Source organism: Streptosporangium sp. NPDC049376 (genome assembly GCF_044466505.1).
In the GTDB taxonomy this organism is placed as follows: Bacteria; Actinomycetota; Actinomycetes; order Streptosporangiales; family Streptosporangiaceae; genus Streptosporangium.
In genome coordinates this window covers 1-16,189 of record NZ_JBITMT010000018.1, presented here as the reverse complement: position 1 = coordinate 16,189, position 16,189 = coordinate 1, and the positions used below count along the sequence as shown (strand labels likewise).

General features: G+C 70.5%; 16 protein-coding genes. 8 read left to right on the top strand and 8 right to left on the bottom strand.

Features of this window, described 5'->3' with window-relative positions:
* The first annotated feature begins 14 nt into the window (after positions 1 to 14).
* The 3 genes from ACIBVQ_RS32125 (at position 15) to ACIBVQ_RS32115 (ending at position 3,447) form a co-directional block, all read left to right on the top strand.
* Positions 15 to 389 carry an FKBP-type peptidyl-prolyl cis-trans isomerase gene (locus ACIBVQ_RS32125; protein ID WP_352015924.1) on the top strand — a complete coding sequence of 125 codons (375 nt, stop codon included), beginning with the start codon at positions 15 to 17 and terminating at the stop codon, positions 387 to 389.
* A gap of 152 nt (positions 390 to 541) precedes the next feature.
* Positions 542 to 2,068 (top strand): ATP-dependent DNA ligase, encoded by a 1,527-nt coding sequence (locus tag ACIBVQ_RS32120; protein ID WP_399182091.1) that lies wholly within the window; start codon positions 542 to 544, stop codon positions 2,066 to 2,068.
* A 620-nt stretch (positions 2,069 to 2,688) separates the two neighbouring features.
* Entirely contained in the window at positions 2,689 to 3,447 is a 759-nt protein-coding gene (locus ACIBVQ_RS32115) for a septal ring lytic transglycosylase RlpA family protein (protein ID WP_399182089.1), read from the top strand.
* 10 nt (positions 3,448 to 3,457) lie between these two features.
* Here the strand turns inward: ACIBVQ_RS32115 and ACIBVQ_RS32110 are convergent, their stop codons facing one another.
* Positions 3,458 to 4,084 (bottom strand): DUF1707 and DUF4870 domain-containing protein, encoded by a 627-nt coding sequence (locus ACIBVQ_RS32110; protein ID WP_399182087.1) that lies wholly within the window; start codon positions 4,082 to 4,084, stop codon positions 3,458 to 3,460.
* 146 nt (positions 4,085 to 4,230) lie between these two features.
* On the opposite strand from ACIBVQ_RS32110, the gene ACIBVQ_RS32105 reads away from it, so the two are divergent.
* Positions 4,231 to 4,569 (top strand): hypothetical protein, encoded by a 339-nt coding sequence (locus ACIBVQ_RS32105; RefSeq protein WP_352015928.1) that lies wholly within the window; start codon positions 4,231 to 4,233, stop codon positions 4,567 to 4,569.
* A 5-nt stretch (positions 4,570 to 4,574) separates the two neighbouring features.
* On the opposite strand, the gene ACIBVQ_RS32100 is transcribed toward ACIBVQ_RS32105, so the two are convergent.
* The 4 genes from ACIBVQ_RS32100 to ACIBVQ_RS32085 all read right to left on the bottom strand — a co-directional run bounded on the left by ACIBVQ_RS32100 (position 4,575) and on the right by ACIBVQ_RS32085 (position 8,391).
* Positions 4,575 to 5,726 carry a DUF4192 domain-containing protein gene (locus ACIBVQ_RS32100; protein ID WP_399182085.1) on the bottom strand — a complete coding sequence of 384 codons (1,152 nt, stop codon included), beginning with the start codon at positions 5,724 to 5,726 and terminating at the stop codon, positions 4,575 to 4,577.
* A gap of 165 nt (positions 5,727 to 5,891) precedes the next feature.
* Positions 5,892 to 6,680, bottom strand: a complete 789-nt coding sequence (locus ACIBVQ_RS32095) for an EI24 domain-containing protein (protein ID WP_399182083.1) — start codon at positions 6,678 to 6,680, stop codon at positions 5,892 to 5,894.
* 58 nt (positions 6,681 to 6,738) lie between these two features.
* Positions 6,739 to 7,329: a nucleoside triphosphate pyrophosphatase gene (locus ACIBVQ_RS32090; protein WP_362917726.1), complete on the bottom strand. Its 591-nt coding sequence runs from the start codon at positions 7,327 to 7,329 to the stop codon at positions 6,739 to 6,741.
* Positions 7,330 to 7,362: 33 nt separating this feature from the next.
* Positions 7,363 to 8,391, bottom strand: a complete 1,029-nt coding sequence (locus tag ACIBVQ_RS32085) for a hypothetical protein (protein WP_399182081.1) — start codon at positions 8,389 to 8,391, stop codon at positions 7,363 to 7,365.
* Between the two features lie 151 nt (positions 8,392 to 8,542).
* On the opposite strand from ACIBVQ_RS32085, the gene ACIBVQ_RS32080 reads away from it, so the two are divergent.
* The gene (locus ACIBVQ_RS32080; RefSeq protein WP_362781716.1) at positions 8,543 to 9,550 is read left to right on the top strand and encodes a DUF3616 domain-containing protein; all 1,008 of its coding nucleotides are present in this window, start codon (positions 8,543 to 8,545) and stop codon (positions 9,548 to 9,550) included.
* Here ACIBVQ_RS32080 and ACIBVQ_RS32075 read toward each other — a convergent pair.
* Together ACIBVQ_RS32075 and ACIBVQ_RS32070 are read right to left on the bottom strand one after the other, a co-directional pair.
* Complete coding sequence (locus tag ACIBVQ_RS32075) at positions 9,537 to 10,250, bottom strand: aminoacyl-tRNA hydrolase (protein ID WP_399182079.1); 714 nt, start codon at positions 10,248 to 10,250, stop codon at positions 9,537 to 9,539. The two genes, ACIBVQ_RS32080 and ACIBVQ_RS32075, sit on opposite strands and share 14 nt — an antisense overlap.
* Positions 10,251 to 10,275: 25 nt before the next feature.
* A complete protein-coding gene (locus ACIBVQ_RS32070; protein ID WP_352015935.1) occupies positions 10,276 to 11,571 on the bottom strand; it encodes an MFS transporter in 1,296 nt (431 codons plus the stop codon).
* Between the two features lie 202 nt (positions 11,572 to 11,773).
* On the opposite strand from ACIBVQ_RS32070, the gene ACIBVQ_RS32065 reads away from it, so the two are divergent.
* From ACIBVQ_RS32065 to ACIBVQ_RS32055, 3 genes are all read left to right on the top strand, one after another.
* Entirely contained in the window at positions 11,774 to 13,501 is a 1,728-nt protein-coding gene (locus ACIBVQ_RS32065; protein ID WP_399182076.1) for an ABC transporter family substrate-binding protein, read from the top strand.
* Between the two features lie 82 nt (positions 13,502 to 13,583).
* Entirely contained in the window at positions 13,584 to 13,976 is a 393-nt protein-coding gene (locus tag ACIBVQ_RS32060) for a DUF3224 domain-containing protein (RefSeq protein WP_352015937.1), read from the top strand.
* A gap of 80 nt (positions 13,977 to 14,056) precedes the next feature.
* Positions 14,057 to 14,887: an NAD(P)H-binding protein gene (locus ACIBVQ_RS32055; RefSeq protein ID WP_399182074.1), complete on the top strand. Its 831-nt coding sequence runs from the start codon at positions 14,057 to 14,059 to the stop codon at positions 14,885 to 14,887.
* Positions 14,888 to 14,893: 6 nt separating this feature from the next.
* Here the strand turns inward: ACIBVQ_RS32055 and ACIBVQ_RS32050 are convergent, their stop codons facing one another.
* Positions 14,894 to 15,841, bottom strand: coding sequence for an AraC family transcriptional regulator (locus ACIBVQ_RS32050; protein ID WP_362917717.1), 948 nt, complete (start codon positions 15,839 to 15,841; stop codon positions 14,894 to 14,896).
* Positions 15,842 to 16,189: the final 348 nt, after the last annotated feature.

The window sequence follows — 16,189 nt, the reverse complement described above, 5'->3', positions numbered from 1 at the left end:
CCAAGGAGACCAACGTGGCACTGGAGAAGCCTGAGATCGACTTCCCGGAGGGCGCGCCGCCCGCGGAACTGCAGATCGTCGATCTCATCGAAGGAGACGGTCCTGAGGCCAAGTCGGGCCACCAGGTCAGCGTGCACTATGTCGGCGTCGCCTTCTCCACCGGCGAGGAGTTCGACGCCTCCTGGAACCGTGGCGAAGCCTTCCAGTTCCCGCTCGGTGGCGGCCGGGTCATCGCCGGCTGGGACCAGGGCGTCGCGGGCATGAAGGTCGGCGGCCGCCGCCGTCTCACCATCCCGCCGCACCTCGGCTACGGCAACCGCGGCGCGGGCGCCCGCATCAAGCCGGGCGAGACGCTCATCTTCGTCGTGGACCTGCTCGGCGTCAGCTGACCCCACACGAACCCGTGAACGGGCCGTCCCCTTCCGGGGCGGCCCGTTCCCATGCCGGCCCGGGCTCCGGTCGCGTGCGGGGAGGCCTCGGCGCGCCGAAAAGGCCGGACCCGCGTCGGTGAAATGTCACCGGTGGCTCATAGGCTGAACCCGTGCTGCTGATCGACCTTGTCCGCACCTCCGCGGCGGTGTCCGCCGACCCCGCCAGGCTCGCGAAGATCCGTCATCTGGCGGAGTTTCTCGGCAGGACCGGTCCCGGCGAGGCGGAGATCGCCATCGCCTACCTCTCGGGAGAGCTGCCCCAGCGCAACGTCGGCGTCGGCTGGGCGAGCCTGCAGGATCCGCCCGACCCTCGCCTGGCGGCGACCGCGACCCTGCGGCAGGTGGACGGCCTCCTCGACCGCATCAAGGCCCAGGCGGGCCCCGGCTCCCAGTCCGCGCGCAGGGCCCTGGTCACCGAGCTGTTCGGCGCCGCCACCCGCCAGGAGCAGGCGTTCCTGTCCCGGTTGCTCCGCGGTGAGCTGCGGCAGGGCGCGCTCGACGGGGTGATGGTCGAGGCGATCGCCAAGGCGGCCGAGGTCCCGGCCACGGAGGTCAGGCGGGCGCTGACGCTGCGCGGCTGGCTGCCCGCCGTCGGGGCCGCCGCCCTCGGCGGTGGGGTCGAGGCGCTGCGCGCCTTCCGCCTGGAGGTCGGCCGCCCGGTCGCACCGATGCTGGCGCAGAGCGCCACCTCCGTGGCCGCCGCCCTCGGCAGGGTCGGCGCCCCCGCCGCCGTCGAGTGGAAGCTGGACGGCGTACGGATCCAGGCCCACCGTTCCGGCGACACGGTGTCCGTCTTCACCCGGACGCTCGACGACATCACCGCCCAGGTTCCCGAGGTGGCCGAGGCGGTCGGCGCTCTGCCCTCCCAGGACCTGGTGCTGGACGGCGAGGTCATCGCGCTGCGCCCCGACGGCCGTCCCGAGCCCTTCCAGATCACCTCGGGCCGCGTCTCCAGCCGCACCGACGTCGCCGCGGTGCGCGGCAGGACCCCGCTGAGCGTGTTCTTCTTCGACGCGCTGCGGGTCGACGGCGCCGACCTGCTCGACCAGCCCGGCCAGGTCAGGCACGCGGCCCTGGCCGGGGCCCTCCCCCCGGAGCTGGTGACCCCCCGCCTGGTCACCGAGGACGTCGAAAGCGCTGAGGAGTTCTACCGGGACGTGGTCAGGGGAGGCCACGAGGGGGTGGTGGTCAAGTCTCTGCTGGCGCCGTACGCGGCGGGCAGACGTGGGGCGGGCTGGGTCAAGGTGAAGCCCCGGCACACCCTCGACCTGGTCGTCCTGGCCGCCGAGTGGGGGCATGGCCGACGTGAGGGGCGGCTGTCCAACCTGCACCTGGGGGCCCGTGACCCCGTGACGGGCGGGTTCGTCATGCTCGGCAAGACCTTCAAGGGGCTGACCGACGAGCTGCTCGCCTGGCAGACCGAGCGCCTCCTCTCACTCGCCGACGGCCCGGCGGACGGCTGGGTGGTCCCGGTCCGTCCCGAACTGGTCGTCGAGATCGCCTTCGACGGCGTCCAGCGGTCCAGCCGCTATCCCGGGGGGATGGCGCTGCGCTTCGCCCGGGTCCTGCGTTACCGCCCGGACAAGGGCGCCGCCCAGGCCGACACGGTGGAGACCGTGCGCACCCTCATGTTCTGAGACGACGTCCCGGGGCGTTCCGGTCTTCGGCGGCTTTCCGTCGTTGTGTTCGCGGTCGTCGCCGTGTGCCGTTTCCGGCCCGTGAGTCATCGGATCCGGGCCCCGTTGGGACGTGACGGGATTTCCGGGGCATCGGATCCGGGCCGCTCGTTTGGCGTGGCGGGATTTCCGGGGCACCGGAAAACCTTTGTTGCGCAAGAGGCCGATGGAACGACCGCGTTTCCTGTGATTTCCCGGCCCGCACTTCTCGTACCGCCCGACATGGGCTCCCACCAGGGACGACGCGGTGATCATTTCTCTTTTCCCGGCCTGGGAAGGTCGTTCGAGAGATCACCGGGCCCGGAGACCGTCGTGGATCACGATTCCACCCTGACCCACCCCCGCGCGCCCAGAAACGGCGATCATCAGCACTTTCATTATCATTTAACATAGAAAGTGACATAAATCACTTTATGTCCCATTAACGTGGCTTTACTTCCTCTTTGTCGCATATGGTCGGCCCACGTCACGGCGGGAAGCACCCCCTGCACCCCGCCGACGGGACCGGCCGGTGCGCTCCCCGCCCCCTCCGCCCCCGTACGGTCCCCTGCCCTGCTCCCTACCTTGGACCGTGGTTTCCCTTGGGCCTGCACTCACACACCCCCTCCCCCACTCCCCCGAAGAGCCCCCCTCACAACAGACGGCGGATCGCCGCCCTGGCGGCGGGCGTCACCGTGGTCGCCGTGATCTCCGCGACCGCATGGGCGGTCTCCAGCGGAGACGACGCCCGCCTGGCGACGACCGTCGCCCTCACCGGTGCCCGGCAGAGCGCCCCTCAGCCCCAGGACACCCCCCGACCCCCTGGAACCGCCCCCGCCGGCACCGCCCCCTCCCCCGGCGCCCCCGGTGCCTCCCCTGCCGCCCCTGACGCGTCCCCCTCGGGCCCCGCCGTACCCCCCTCCGGCACAGCGACCGCCCCTCAGGGCTCGCCCTCCCCCGGCTCCCCCGCCGAGGGGACGAGCACGTCACCTTCCCCCTCCCCCACCGCCGCCCGGGTGACCGACAGCGCCCCGAGAAGAACCAAGAAGGCCGCGAAACCCAGGACTCGGGTGATCTCAAGCGGGTCCTGTGGCGCGTCCTACTACGCGGAGGGACAGATGACCGCCAGCGGTGAGCGGTTCAACCCGAACGCGATGACCGCCGCGCACAAAACCCTCCCCATGGGCAGCAGGGTCCGGGTCACCAACCCCGCCAACGGCGAGTCGGTCACGGTCAGGATCAACGACCGGGGTCCCTACATCGGCGGGCGCTGCCTCGACCTGTCAAGGGCCGCCTTCTCCGCGATCGGCAGCGTCAACGCCGGAGTCATGCGCGTCAGATACGAGGTGCTGGCCAGGTGAGCCCGGCCGTCTACCTCACCGGCCGCATCGTGAACGGATAGTGGAAACCGCCCTCACCCAGCGCCGCCATGCCTCCGATCACCGAGAGCGCCATGCCCCCGAGCCAGACCACCGGCAGCAGGACCGTGCCCACGACCGTGATGGCCAGCAGCACGGTCACGCCGAGCAGGGTGAGCTGGAAGTTGAGCGCCTCGACCGCGTGCCTGCGGACATAGGGCGAGGTCTTGCCCGCGGTCAGCATCATGATCAACGGGCCGATCGCGAGCAGGCCGGTCAACGGGAGCAGGTGCGCGGCCGCCGCCCCCAGCCGGTCTCCTCCCGTGAGCTCCCCTGCCCGGTGGTGGACCGGCGCCGCCTGCGTGAACGGATACGGCGCGGGCATGGGCGGGCGTGAGCCGTACAGCTCGTGCATGATCGGCATGAGGTCGGCGTGGACGCGGGCCGTCATCGCCCGCCCCAGCCTGTCGTCGAACTCGATCTTGTCAAGACGTCCCTCGGCGTAGGCGGCCTTGAGGTGCTCGACCACCTGTTCCCGGTCCTGGTTGCTCACCCGGAGCCCGGCGTGCTCGAATCCGGGGCTGGAAAGGGGTGCGCCGCCGTGCCATGGGCCCGCCGCCGGTGTCGCTGTGCCTGTCATAGAACCGACATACCTTTCGTTTCAGCCGTCGATCCAATATTCAGTGACAACTTTTGGCTGGTCCATCCGGGTGAACCCTTGGATGTCCCTTAGAGTCCACCCTGGGCTTTCACCATGAAAGGACCAGGGGATGTATACAAGGAGGCATGAGATGGCGTGATCGCTATGGTTTAAGGCGTCTGCGTGGGCCGAAGATCGCCAAGTTCGACCGAGAGGCAACCGACTCCGACGTCGAGGCGCTCATCGCCTTCGCGAAGTCACGCCAGGGTGTCGAGTTCTATGTCGAGCCCGAGACGTTCGCGACCGACACCACCGCGATGGCGATCGCGGACGACGGCGAGTGGACACGCCGCCGGGTCGGCTCGCCCGCGGTGATCAAGAAGGTGGCCCGCGACCTCGCCCTCCCGGTCTACGACGTGCAACTGACCGGCTATCCCGCCCGGATGCGGGCCTACAACGAGCGGCGCAAGCGCGCCGAGGGTTGAGCGGGTCACTCCGCGGAGACCTCAGGCTCCTCCAGTAACGCGATCATCGGCAGCAGCCAGGCCATGCGGGGAGCCCCCATCTCTCTGTCGAGTTCCTGCGGGCCGGGCATCCTCTCTCTGAGCACCCGTGGTGGAAGCATGTGCCGTAACGCGCACATGAGCAGATTGGCCATCGAGTAACCCGGGTCGATCTCACACGCGCGGGAGAGTGCGATGCCCGCCAGAGCGGAGTCGCCCCGGCACCAGGCCGCGGCGCCCAGCAGGGACGCGACCGGAGGCACGAACCTCGGCTCCAGCCTGCGGGTGAGGTCACGCCACAGCCCGGCACAGGCGTCGGGGACGCTCATCGGGGCGCCCGGCGGGACGGCCGCGGCGTGGTCGGTGATCAGCGCCCACGCCTCGTCGCGGATCCGGACCACCGCGAGGGCGAAGCCCAGCCTGACCGCCTCCTCGTCGGACAGCCGCCCGCCGGAGGCGTGCAGGGCGATCGCCGAACGCACCCGCGCCACCCCGTCGGCGACGAACTCCGCGGCGAGCCCTCCGGGGTCGTCGCTCCCGGTGAGCGCGGCCCTCAGCTCCCGCGTGACGCGCGCGGTCGCGCGGCGTACGGCCAGGCGCGCCGCACCGTCCACGGGGTCGAGGGAACGCTCCAGGGTCTGCCTGTCGGGCAGCGTGACCAGGCCGTGCACGATCGCCTTGGTCGCCACGACACCCGTCTCGCGGTCGTACGGTGTGCCGTCGGCGGGACAGCACCCGGCGCGGGAGCACGTGTAGGACCAGTAGCGGCCGTCCTCGGCCCGCAGCGCGTCGACCACCGTGACGCCCGACCGGCGGAACAGCCCGACGGCCAGGTCCACGGCCGGGGTCACCAGCGTGCCGGGGCCGTACCCGACGACGATGACCTGGGTGATGCCCTCCTCCGCCAGCAGCGGCAGGAGCCTGCCGGGACCGGGAGGGGCGAGGGGCAGGTCCCAGCGGACGGTGAGATGCAGCCTGCAGCGGGGAGGCCTGCCCTTCAGCCCGATGACGACCAGGCTGTCCGAGGGGTGGAAGCCCACGAGGTAAGGCACCGCGCCGAGGACGTCCTGCGTGGAGGCGAGCAGGAGGCCGGGCGTCGGGGAGGAGGGGGTGGGCGGAGCGGGAACGTCGGTTGTCATGGCGGAAAGCATCGTTCGCTTCCCGCCCCGCCAGGCGACCGAACGCGGTTCTGTGGACAACGAGAGGGTGGCCGCCGGTTGTCCACAGGCCCCGTTATCCCGTTTGAGAAGAAAGCCAGCGTTTCGCCGCCGCGGCCTCCGGCCGAGCGGGCTCAGACCCCGGGCTCAGGCCCTCTCGTGGATCTCCGGAGCGCCCGTGGCGGGCCCTGACACGCCCAGCCGTGACCTGACCATGACCGCCGCGCCCGCCACCGCCGCGGGCATCGCCACGACGGAGGCCAGCGGGATGAGGAAGATCAGGAAGATCAGCACGCCGAACCCGAGGGCACACATCTTGTTCCGGCGCAGGACCGCGAAGCGCTCCTTACGCGCCATGCCCCTGCGCTCCATGGCCAGCGCGGTCAGTTCCACGGTCAGGAAGAAGCCCGAGACCAGGGCGCCGAGCACCGGCACGACCGTCTGCCCGACCACCGGGACGAAACCGAGGAAGAACAGCGGAACGGTGAACAGCAGCACGTACCACAGGGTGATGAGGCTGTCCCTGATCGACCTGGGGATCGTCTTCCACAGCGGAAGGTCGGGCCCGGCGGGCAGGTCGCCGTAGGACAGCTCGACCCGCTCGGAGAGCTTCTCGTAGAAGGGTTCACCGACGATCAGCGTCACCGCGGTGAAGGTCACCACGAACAGGACCAGCCCGGCGCCGAAGATCGCCAGGCCGACCAGGGTCCGCAGGGCCGTCTGCGCCGCGTGCGCCCATCCCGAGGCGAACGGCGTCGCCCATTCGGCGATGTCGGTGGCGTGGGTGCCGAGCCAGTAGAGCCCCACCGCGTAGAGGATGAAGACGATCAGGGCGGGGATCAGCCCGAACAGCCACCAGCGGGGGTTCCTCGCGACCCAGCGCAGTCCCTGGAAGAAGAACCCGGCACCGTCCACGAAGGAGCGGAAATGACCCATGCCGGAAGATTAGCGGCATCGGCGGATCACCGCGCGACGCTTCCGGCTCGGAGATGGATCAGGACTGCCAGAGGGTGGGAACGGAGACGCCGAGTTCGCCGAGAAGGCGGCGCAGGAGGGGCAGGGAGATGCCCAGGACGTTGCCGTGGTCGCCGTCGATGCCCTCGACGAACCAGCCTCCCGGACCGTCCAGCGTGAAGGCGCCCGCCACCCGCAGAGGTTCGCCGGTGGCCACGTAGGCGGCGATCTCCTCGTCGCCGGGGTTCCCGAAGCGCACGACGGTCGCCCCCACCTCCGCGACCTGCCGGCCGTCGGAGGCGTCGATCACGCAGTGGCCGGTGAGCAGCCGCCCCTGACGGCCGCGCATGGACTTCCAGCGGGCGACGGCCTCCTGCGGCGAGGCCGGCTTGCCGTACGCCTGACCGTCCAGTTCGAGCACCGAGTCGCAGCCGACGACGAGGCCGGAGGTGAGGTCACGCGCGACGACCGACGCCTTGGCCACGGCCAGGGCCAGACAGAGTTCGGCCGGGCTGTCCGCGGTCACGGCCTCCTCGTCCACCCCGCTGACGATCACCTTGGGGTCAAGCCCGGCGCTGCGGAGCAGGGCGAGGCGGGCGGGAGAGGCGGAGGCGAGAACGATCCGGGTCACGCCGACCGAGCCTAGCGTCCCGCGGGACGTCCGTTACTTCGGCCTGATGGAGGAGACCGCGGTGTTGATGTCGCGCCAGTAGGCGCGCTGGGTGTCGGGGACGGTCACGAAGACCATGGCGGGCCGTGGGCCGGAACCCCGCGTCACGACGACGGCGGCCACCGAGAAGCGGGCCTTGCCCTTGACCTTGTACTTCACCTTGTAGGCGAGCAGCCACCCCTTCTTGATCGGCTGCGAGGCGAACCAGGAGATCCTGGAGCCCTTGGGGTGGTGGTTGAGCGTCCATCGGGCGGCCAGCAGCGCGGTGTCCTTGGCGTGGCGCTGCGCCTGGATGGGCACCGGGCAGCTGACGAGCATCGCCCTGACGGGCGCCCCCTTGACCTTCGGCAGGACCTGCTTGGTCGAGAACGGCGCGGCCCCGAAGATCTTCCACGGCTTGCCCAGCCTGGCGAGCCAGACGCCCGCCCTGCGGTCCTTCAGCAGACGCTTGCCCTTGTGGGCCTTGCCGGGCAGCCGGGCGAGCTTCTTGTTGCGCGGCAGGTCGGGGACGCGGTGATCGGCGAGGGCCGCCACGACCGCGCTCCGGTCACGCGCGACCTCCTCCAACGCGGTCGGCGAGGACATCGGCGAGGACGAGGGCGAGGGAGAGGGTGACGCCGTCGAGGTCTCCGCGGCCGAAGAGGCGGAAGGAGAGGCCGAGGGAGAGGCGGAGGCGACGGTCCCCTCACCGGCCAGGACCGCCGGGGAGGCGACCGGCGAGGCCTGCGGGGAGCTGGAACCGGGCGAGGGCGTCGCGGCAGGTGGCGCGGCGACCTGCCCCGACCGCCCCTCGCCCGGTCGTTCGGAGGTGCCGGAGAGGACCAGGGCGGCCACGACGGCCACGACGGTGACGACCACCACCACGGCCACGGCCAGCATCCGGTAGACGACGCGCATCGACAGGTCGCCGATGCGGGAGCGCTTCGGCGGCCTCGGCGGGCCGGGGACGGACGTCCTCCGCGGCTCTGACGGGTCCGTCCCGTCGGTCGCACGCGTCGGTACGGCACCCGTTTCCCGGGTCACCTCAGTCCCACCCACCCCATCGAGCACGATCGGGAGCGTACGACAAATCCGGTTTTCTCGTGCACGATCCCCATCACACTTAGGGAACGAGTACCCTCCCGCTCTTCAGTCCGATATGCCCCTTCTTGCACCTTCCTGCCATGATGCCACCGTGCTTGCAGAACGCCGGGTAGAACTCCGTTTCCATGTCACCTCCCGTGACGCGAGGACCCACACGAACCTGTCCGCCGTCCGCTCCGACGGCACGGGCCTCTGGCTCGCGGGTGACGAGACCGCGACCCTGGAGTACCTGACCCTCCGTGAGGGCCGCTACGACGACCAGCGCACCTACGCCCTGGCCGACTTCGTCGACCTGCCCGCGGGTCCCGACGACGAGGCCGACATCGAGGGACTGGCCAGGGCCGACGGCTGGTTGTGGGCGATCGGCTCGCACAGCCTCAAGCGGAAGCGCGTCAAGCGGGACCACCCCGTCGGCAAGTCCCTGCGCAGGCTCGGCAGCCTCGTACGCGAGGAGAACCGCTACGTCCTCATGCGGTTGCCGCTCGTCGGTTCGCGGCCGGTCCGCGCGGACGGCGCCCGCACCGCGGCGATCCTGTCGGGACGCGGCAGGAACCTGGCCGACCTGATGGCCGACGACCCCTACCTCGCTCCCTTCCTGAAGATCCCCGGCAAGGACAACGGCCTGGACATCGAGGGCATCGCGGTGCTCGGCGAGCGCGTCTTCGTCGGCCTGCGCGGGCCCGTGCTGCGCGGCTGGGCCGTACTGCTCGAGATCCGTCCCGAGAGCGACCCGCGCCGCCCCGAACGGCTGCTGCCGGCCCCGATCGACGGCGAGCCGTACCGGATGCACTTCCTGAACCTCGGCGGTCTCGGCATCCGGGACCTGTGCCCGCACCAGGGGGACCTGATGATCCTGGCGGGGCCGACCATGGATCTCGACGGCCCGGTACGGCTGCTGCGCTGGACCCCGGGGGAGACGCCGTCCGTCGAGCACGATCCCCGGCTGGTGATGGACCTGCCCTACGGCGACGGCGACGACCACGCGGAGGGGATGACCATGCTCGACGACGAGCACCTGCTGGTGGTCTACGACAGCCCGGCGGCTTGGCGGCTGACCCCCGAGGGGGGTGTGCTCGCCGACGTCGTCAGGCTGACCTGAGAGGGCCGGAGGCGGCCGGGCGGAAGCCTTCCCCGCGTAGCCACGGCGCGTCCGCGACGACCGTGCACGAGCCGGGCGCGATCTCGGTGAACCCGGCGTCCCTGACCGTGGGCAGGCCGGAACCGGTCAGCCCGGCCCACCGCCCGGCCTCGGCGGTTCGCACCGCGCAGGTCAGGCCCCGCTCACGCCAGGACCGTCTGGCCGCCTCGTCGCTCCCCCACCAGGCGAGCTGGGCGGCGTGTCCCACCTGGGCCATGGTCTTGCCCGCCGACATCTCCAGGGTGGGATTGACCCAGAGCAGCGCGTCCCCGTCCGGCGCGGGGCCCGGCTCCTCGGGGTCGGTCAGGTCGGTGCCGGAGACCTGGAGCCTGGACAGGTCTCTGGGCCAGTCGTCGAGCGGGACCGGAGGGTGGACCCGGACCTCCGCGGTGCCCGAGGTGACGGTGATGCCGGGCAGGTCGAGCACCCGTCGCCACTCGGCGCCGCGGGCGCGCCGTACGACCTTCCTGATCCCGAGGGTCTCCCACGCCTTGACCTGTTCGGCCCACTCGCCGCCGTCCGCCGCGCGGGGGTCGTCGAGCAGCGTGAGCACGGCGAGCGCCGCCGCCTCAAGGGCGTCGGTGCGCCGTGGCGGGTCAGCCCGCTCGATCCGCACCACCAGCGGGAGCACCCTCTGACCGCTCACTTCCGTCTCACTCACCCTCCAAGCATGCCCTCTCCGCTCCCTAGACGGAGACGGTGTTCCTCTCGGAGGCCCTGGCGGCCACGACGGAGACCGACATGAGGGCGGCGACCAGGCACAGGGCACCCGCGACGTACCAGGCGAGGTCGTAGGCGCCGAACAGGTCGCGGGTGAGTCCCGCGCCCACCGCGGCGATGGCCGCGCCCACCTGGTGGGAGGCGAAGACCCAGCCGAAGACCACCGGGGCGTCGGCCCCGTAGACCTGGCGGCACAGCGCGACCGTGGGCGGCACGGTCGCGACCCAGTCGAGGCCGTAGAAGATGATGAAGACGAGCATGCTGGGCTCGGCCGTCGCCGAGAACAGGCTGGGCAGCACCATCAGTGACAGTCCGCGCAGCGCGTAGTAGACGCCGAGCAGGACTCTGGAGTCCACCCGGTCACTCAGCCAGCCCGAGGCGATCGTCCCGACGACGTCGAAGATCCCGATGACCGCGAGCAGTCCGGCCGCGACCGGTTCCGACATGCCGTGGTCGTGGGCCGCGGGGATGAAGTGCGTGCCGACCAGGCCGTTCGTGCTCATCCCGCAGATCGCGAACCCTCCGGCGAGCAGCCAGAAGGACCGGGTGCGGGCCGCTCGTCCCAGTACGGCCAGGGCCCGTGCCGCGGCCCCGCCCCTGGTCGTGGGACCGGGCACCGGAGCAGGGTCACGGGGGTCGGCGCCCAGGGCGGTCGTGCCCGCCTCCGCCGGGTGGTCGCGCAACAGGAACCACACGAGGGGGACGACGACCAGGGCCGCCCCGGCCACCGTGGCCGAGGCCGTACGCCATCCCGAGGTCTGGGCCAGGGAGGCCAGGACGGGCAGGAAGACGAGCTGCCCGGTCGCGCCGCCCGCGGTGAGGACGCCGGTGACGAGACCCCGGTGACGGACGAACCAGCGGTCGGTGAGCGTGGCGGCGAAGACCAGGGCCATCGAGCCGGTGCCCAGCCCGACCAGCACGCCCCAGCACAGGACGAGCTGCCAGGGGGCGTTCATCAGGATGGTCAGGCCGCTGCCCGCCGCGACGAGCAGCAGCGCGCACGACACGACCCTGCGCATGCCGAAGCGGTCCATGAGGGCGGCGGCGAAGGGAGCGGTGAGGCCGTACAGCATGAGGTTGACCGAGACGGCCAGCGAGATCGTGCCGCGTGACCAGCCGAACTCCTCCTGCAGGGGGGTGATCAGCACGCCGGGGGTCGCTCGGAACCCGGCGGCGCCGAGGATCGCTACGAACGCGACTCCCGCCACGATCCAGGCGCGATGCACCCCACGCGTGCGCGTGCGAAGAGGGGTGGTTGTCATGTGGCCCATCATGGAGGGTGGTTTGTCGGGCCCACGAGTGGCCCAAGAGCCAATATCCGTAAGAATCAGGCCATAAGAGAGATGACCTGTCTCAGATGTACAACACCCGGCTCGTCCCACTTGTCGGAAATATGGGATGGTGTTCAGCTTTGCTCGACCGGGGTCGGCGAGCGAGCGCGCCGGGCTACTAAGGAGTTCTAGCGTGTTCCATGCGCGGAGGTCTGGCAGGTTCCTGTCAGCGCTGGTCGGGGGGGTTCTCGTGCTGGGCGCCTGCGGAGTCGGCGACTCCGGACCGGCCACCTCGGAGCCGGTCTCTTCGGGGGCCAGGAGCATCACCTACGCCTATGAGCAGGAGTTCCACTCCTACAACAACAACACCGCCGCCGAGAACGCCACACGCAACGCTGGACCGCTGCAACGCGTCCTGACCGGCTTCTGGTTCTACGGGGAGAACGGCGAGATCACCCCCGACAGGGACTTCGGCCGCTACGTCAAGACCTCGGACGACCCGCTGACGGTCGAGTACACGATCAGCGACAAGGCCGTCTGGTCCGACGGCACCCCGATCGACTGCGACGACGTGCTGCTGTGGTGGGGGTTCAAGTCCGGGAAGATCAAGGGCTTCTCCACCTCCGGCACGACCGGCGTCGAGGACACCAGGCTGCCCGCGTGCGAGAAGGGCGGCAGGAGTTTCTCCCTCGTCTACGACAAGCCCTTCGCCGACTGGATCGCGGGCGGGCCCGGCGCGACCGAACTGCTGCCCGCCCACGTCGTGGAGAGGCAGGGCGGCCTGTCCGAGGACGAGTTCATCGCGGCCGTCAAGGCGCGTGACGCGAAGAAGCTCGAAAAGGCCATCAAGTTCTTCAACGACGGCTGGGTCTCCGAGGTCTCGCTTCCCCCCGCCGAGCTGATCCCGTCCTCCGGCCCCTACAAGCTCTCCAAGATGGACACGGGACAGTCCCTGACCCTCGTCGCCAACGACAGGTGGTGGGGCACCCCGGCGGCGACCCCGACCATCATCGAGCGCTTCATCACCCTCGACGAGCAGGCCGAGGCCCTGCACGACCGGGAGGTCCAGATCATCGAGCCGCAGCCGGGACCCGGCGTGCTCAAGGAACTGAGGCAGATCAAGGGCGTCAAGGTCAACGTCGCCGACCAGTACACCTACGAACACCTGGACTTCAACGTCGACTCAAGCCCCTTCAAGGACAAGAGACTGCGCCAGGCCTTCGCCAAGTGCGTGCCCAGGCAACTCATCGTCGACAGCCTGATCAAGCCGGTGATCCCGAACGCCAAACCCCTGGAGATCCGCAACGTGGCGCCGTTCCAGGCCAACGCCGCGGCGGTCATCGCCGCCTCGGGCGGTGCGGGGGTCTACGGGAAGCAGGACATCGCAGGCGCCAGGGCCCTGGTGGCCGAGGCGGGCAAGACCGGGGTGGAGGTCAAGATCGGCTACCAGACCCCGAACCCGCGGCGCACGGTCGAGGTGCAACTGATCATCAACGCCTGTGACAAGGCGGGCTTCAAGGTCGTCGACAAGGGATCCGACGACTTCTTCGGCACCGTGATGCCCGCCAACGGCTACGACGTCGCGCTGTTCGCCTGGTCGGCTTCGGCCCTGGTCAGCGGCTGGGCCTCCACCTACACCACGCCCGTGAGGTGCGACGGGGAGAGCAAGGGCAACAACAACGGCTGTTATTCGAGCAGAAGGGTCGACCGGCTCATCAGGAAGCTGAACGCGACCGTCGACCTGAACGCGCAGATCCCCATCATCGGAGAGATCGAGAAGCAGTTGTGGGAGGACGTGGCCACCATTCCGCTCTTCCAGCATGCGAGCCTGAGCGCGTGGGACGAGAAGATCGGCAACGTCGTGCCGAACCCGGCCCAGTCGACCATCACCTGGAACATGGACCGGTGGAGCCTGTCCTGACCCACGGCGTCATAGCTGACAGAAGATGACAGGTACGGGCGGCACGATGGGGACCGTACCTCGGACGAGCAAGGAGATCCCCATGCCCCGCGCGGACGGCACATTCACTCTGGACAGCTGGGAGCCGGAGACCTACGACGAGGCCGAGGGCGCGACGCTCTCCCTCGTCCACGTGACCAAGACCTTCTCCGGAGACCTTGTGGGCACCAGCACCACCGACATCATCACGGCGGTGGCCCGGGTCGAGGACTCGGCGGCCTACGCGGGCTTCGAACGCTTCAGCGGAACCCTGCACGGCCGCAAGGGCACCTTCGTCCTGCACCACAACGCCACGGCGCACGCGGGAGAGTCCGCCCTGACCTGGGACGTCCTGCCCGATTCGGGCACCGGCGAACTGACGGGCGTCCGCGGCACAGGAGGCATCGTCAACAGGGACGGCGTCCACTCCTACCACCTCGACTACGAGCTCGGCTGAGGTCTCCGGTGAGACGAACTCACATGCGTGTGAGCCGTACGACCATGTGATCGTCTCACCGAAGACGGTGTGATGGTGTCATGAGCCAAGCACCGATTCTCGTCCTGGGCGGCCGCGGCAAGACCGGCCGCCGTGTGGTCGCCCGCCTGCGCGACCTGGAGATTCCCGTACGCGTCGCCTCCCGCACGACCGGCACCCTGTTCGACTACGGCGCTCCGGAGACCTGGGGTCCCGCGCTGGACGGCGTGCGGGCCGTCTACCTCGTCCCGATGGCCGAGTTCGTCGACCCGGCCGCCGTCACCGCCTTCGCCCACCGCGCGGCCGAGGCGGGCGTCCGGCGGATCGTCCTGCTGTCGGCGCGCGGGGAGGACGGCCGGGCGCACCCGGAGCAGGAGGCGTTCGAGAAATCGGTGCGCGACGCGGTCCCGGAGTGGACGATCCTGCGGGCGGCCTGGTTCGCGCAGAACTTCAGCGAGGACTTCCTGCTCGAACCGATCATGTCCGGTGAGCTCGCGCTGCCCGCCGGTGAGGGCCGTGAGGCGTTCGTCGACGTGGCCGACATCGCCGACGTCGCCGTCGCCGCGCTCACCGGTGACGGGCACGCCGGTCAGACCTATGAGCTGACCGGCCCCGAGGCGCTCTCCTTCGGCGACGTCGCCGCCACCGTCTCCCGCGTGTCGGGCCACCGGGTCCGCTATGTCCCGGTCAGCCGGGAGACCTACGCCGCCGCGCTGGCCGGGCAGGGATACCCCGAGGGGACCGTCGAGGCCGTCGCCGACCTGATGGAGGAGCTGGCCCGCGGGGCCGGCGAACGCGTCGCCGACGGCGTGTACCGCGCCCTGGGACGGGCACCGCGTTCCTTCGGCGACTTCGCCGAGGAGGCGGCCGCCGCCGGAGCGTGGAAGTCCTGAACGGGGTCAGGAACGGCGCGCCTCGGCCAGGAGGGCGCCGGGTGAACGGCCACGGACGCGCTTGAAGGCGTTGCTGAACGCGAACCCGTCGGAGTAGCCGACGCGGCGGGCGACCGACGCCACGCTCGCGCCGTTCTCGCGAAGCATGTCGGCGGCCAGGGTCATCCGCCACTCGGTCACGTACGCCATGGGCGGCGTCCCGACCAGTTCGGTGAACACCCGGGCGAACGCGGCCCGTGACAGCCCGGCCTCCCCCGCCATGCTCGCGACCGTCCAGGGACGGCCGGGATCGTCGCGCAAGGCGCGCAGCACACGCCCGACGCGCGGATCGGCCAGCGCACGGTATCCGGCGGGGGGTTCGGCGTCGGGGCGGGCGAACCAGCAGCGCAACGCCTTGACCAGCAGCGTGTCGAGCAGCCGGTCGAGGACGATCTGCTGCCCCGGTTCCTCACTGACGATCTCGACGGCCAGCAGGCCGAGCAGCGGCGCCAGGTCCTGGCCGCCCTGGACGATCGCCAGGTCCGGCAGGGAGCGCAGCAGCCGGTCACCGACGTCGCCCCGGATCGGATACCCGGCGACGACGAACGTGCCGGTCGCCTCGGCGCTGAGCCCGCAGGTCCGGGGACCGAGGACGAGATCGTCGGCGTCCAGCACCGGCCCGTCGCCGACCGTGTGACAGGTGGTCTCGTCCTCGATGACGATCTGGGGTGGGGTGGCCGGGTCGTCGGCGACGGAGAACGGCCTGCCGCCCCGGACCAGCGCGACGTCTCCCCTGCGCAGCGGCTCCGGCGCTGAGCCGTCCATGAGGATCCAGGCGTCCCCGGTGAGCACGGTGACCAGGCCGAGCGGGACCGGCCCGGTGAACCGGACGTTCCACGGCGGTTCGACCACCGAGCGGCAGAACACCGCTCCTCGCGCCCGCACACCCCCGAGATAGTCGTCAAGGAAGTCCATGACGAGACGATCTCACATGCGCATCGGTTCTACGGCCACGAACCGTCCAGAGCGCCATGGACATCGCACCGGCGAATTGACGAGGCCGATTCCGCCGTGAAAGACTGACCCCGGCAGAGAGGTTGACGCTCATAGTAAATGTGGTGTCCCGTTTGTCATTTGCGCTATTCTGCTGCCCTCGCGCTGTCCGCTCACGCCCCCGGATCCTTCCGGGGCGTTTGGCATGCGCGCAGTCGATTCCATCCGTGCCTCCCGGAAGGACATCTGTTGGCAGCCTCGCGCAACGCCTCCGCCGTACCCGCTGGTCCCCGTCGCGTGTCGTTCGCACGTATTCAGGAGCCGCTCGAA

Coding starts and splice junctions, on each gene's coding strand:
- ACIBVQ_RS32105 (WP_352015928.1), top strand. CDS start 4,231: ATGAGATGGCGTGATCGCTATGGTTTAAGGCGTCTGCGTGGGCCGAAG.
- ACIBVQ_RS32060 (WP_352015937.1), top strand. CDS start 13,584: ATGCCCCGCGCGGACGGCACATTCACTCTGGACAGCTGGGAGCCGGAG.
- ACIBVQ_RS32070 (WP_352015935.1), bottom strand. CDS start 11,571: ATGACAACCACCCCTCTTCGCACGCGCACGCGTGGGGTGCATCGCGCC.
- ACIBVQ_RS32100 (WP_399182085.1), bottom strand. CDS start 5,726: ATGACAACCGACGTTCCCGCTCCGCCCACCCCCTCCTCCCCGACGCCC.
- ACIBVQ_RS32095 (WP_399182083.1), bottom strand. CDS start 6,680: ATGGGTCATTTCCGCTCCTTCGTGGACGGTGCCGGGTTCTTCTTCCAG.
- ACIBVQ_RS32110 (WP_399182087.1), bottom strand. CDS start 4,084: ATGACAGGCACAGCGACACCGGCGGCGGGCCCATGGCACGGCGGCGCA.
- ACIBVQ_RS32050 (WP_362917717.1), bottom strand. CDS start 15,841: ATGGACTTCCTTGACGACTATCTCGGGGGTGTGCGGGCGCGAGGAGCG.
- ACIBVQ_RS32055 (WP_399182074.1), top strand. CDS start 14,057: ATGAGCCAAGCACCGATTCTCGTCCTGGGCGGCCGCGGCAAGACCGGC.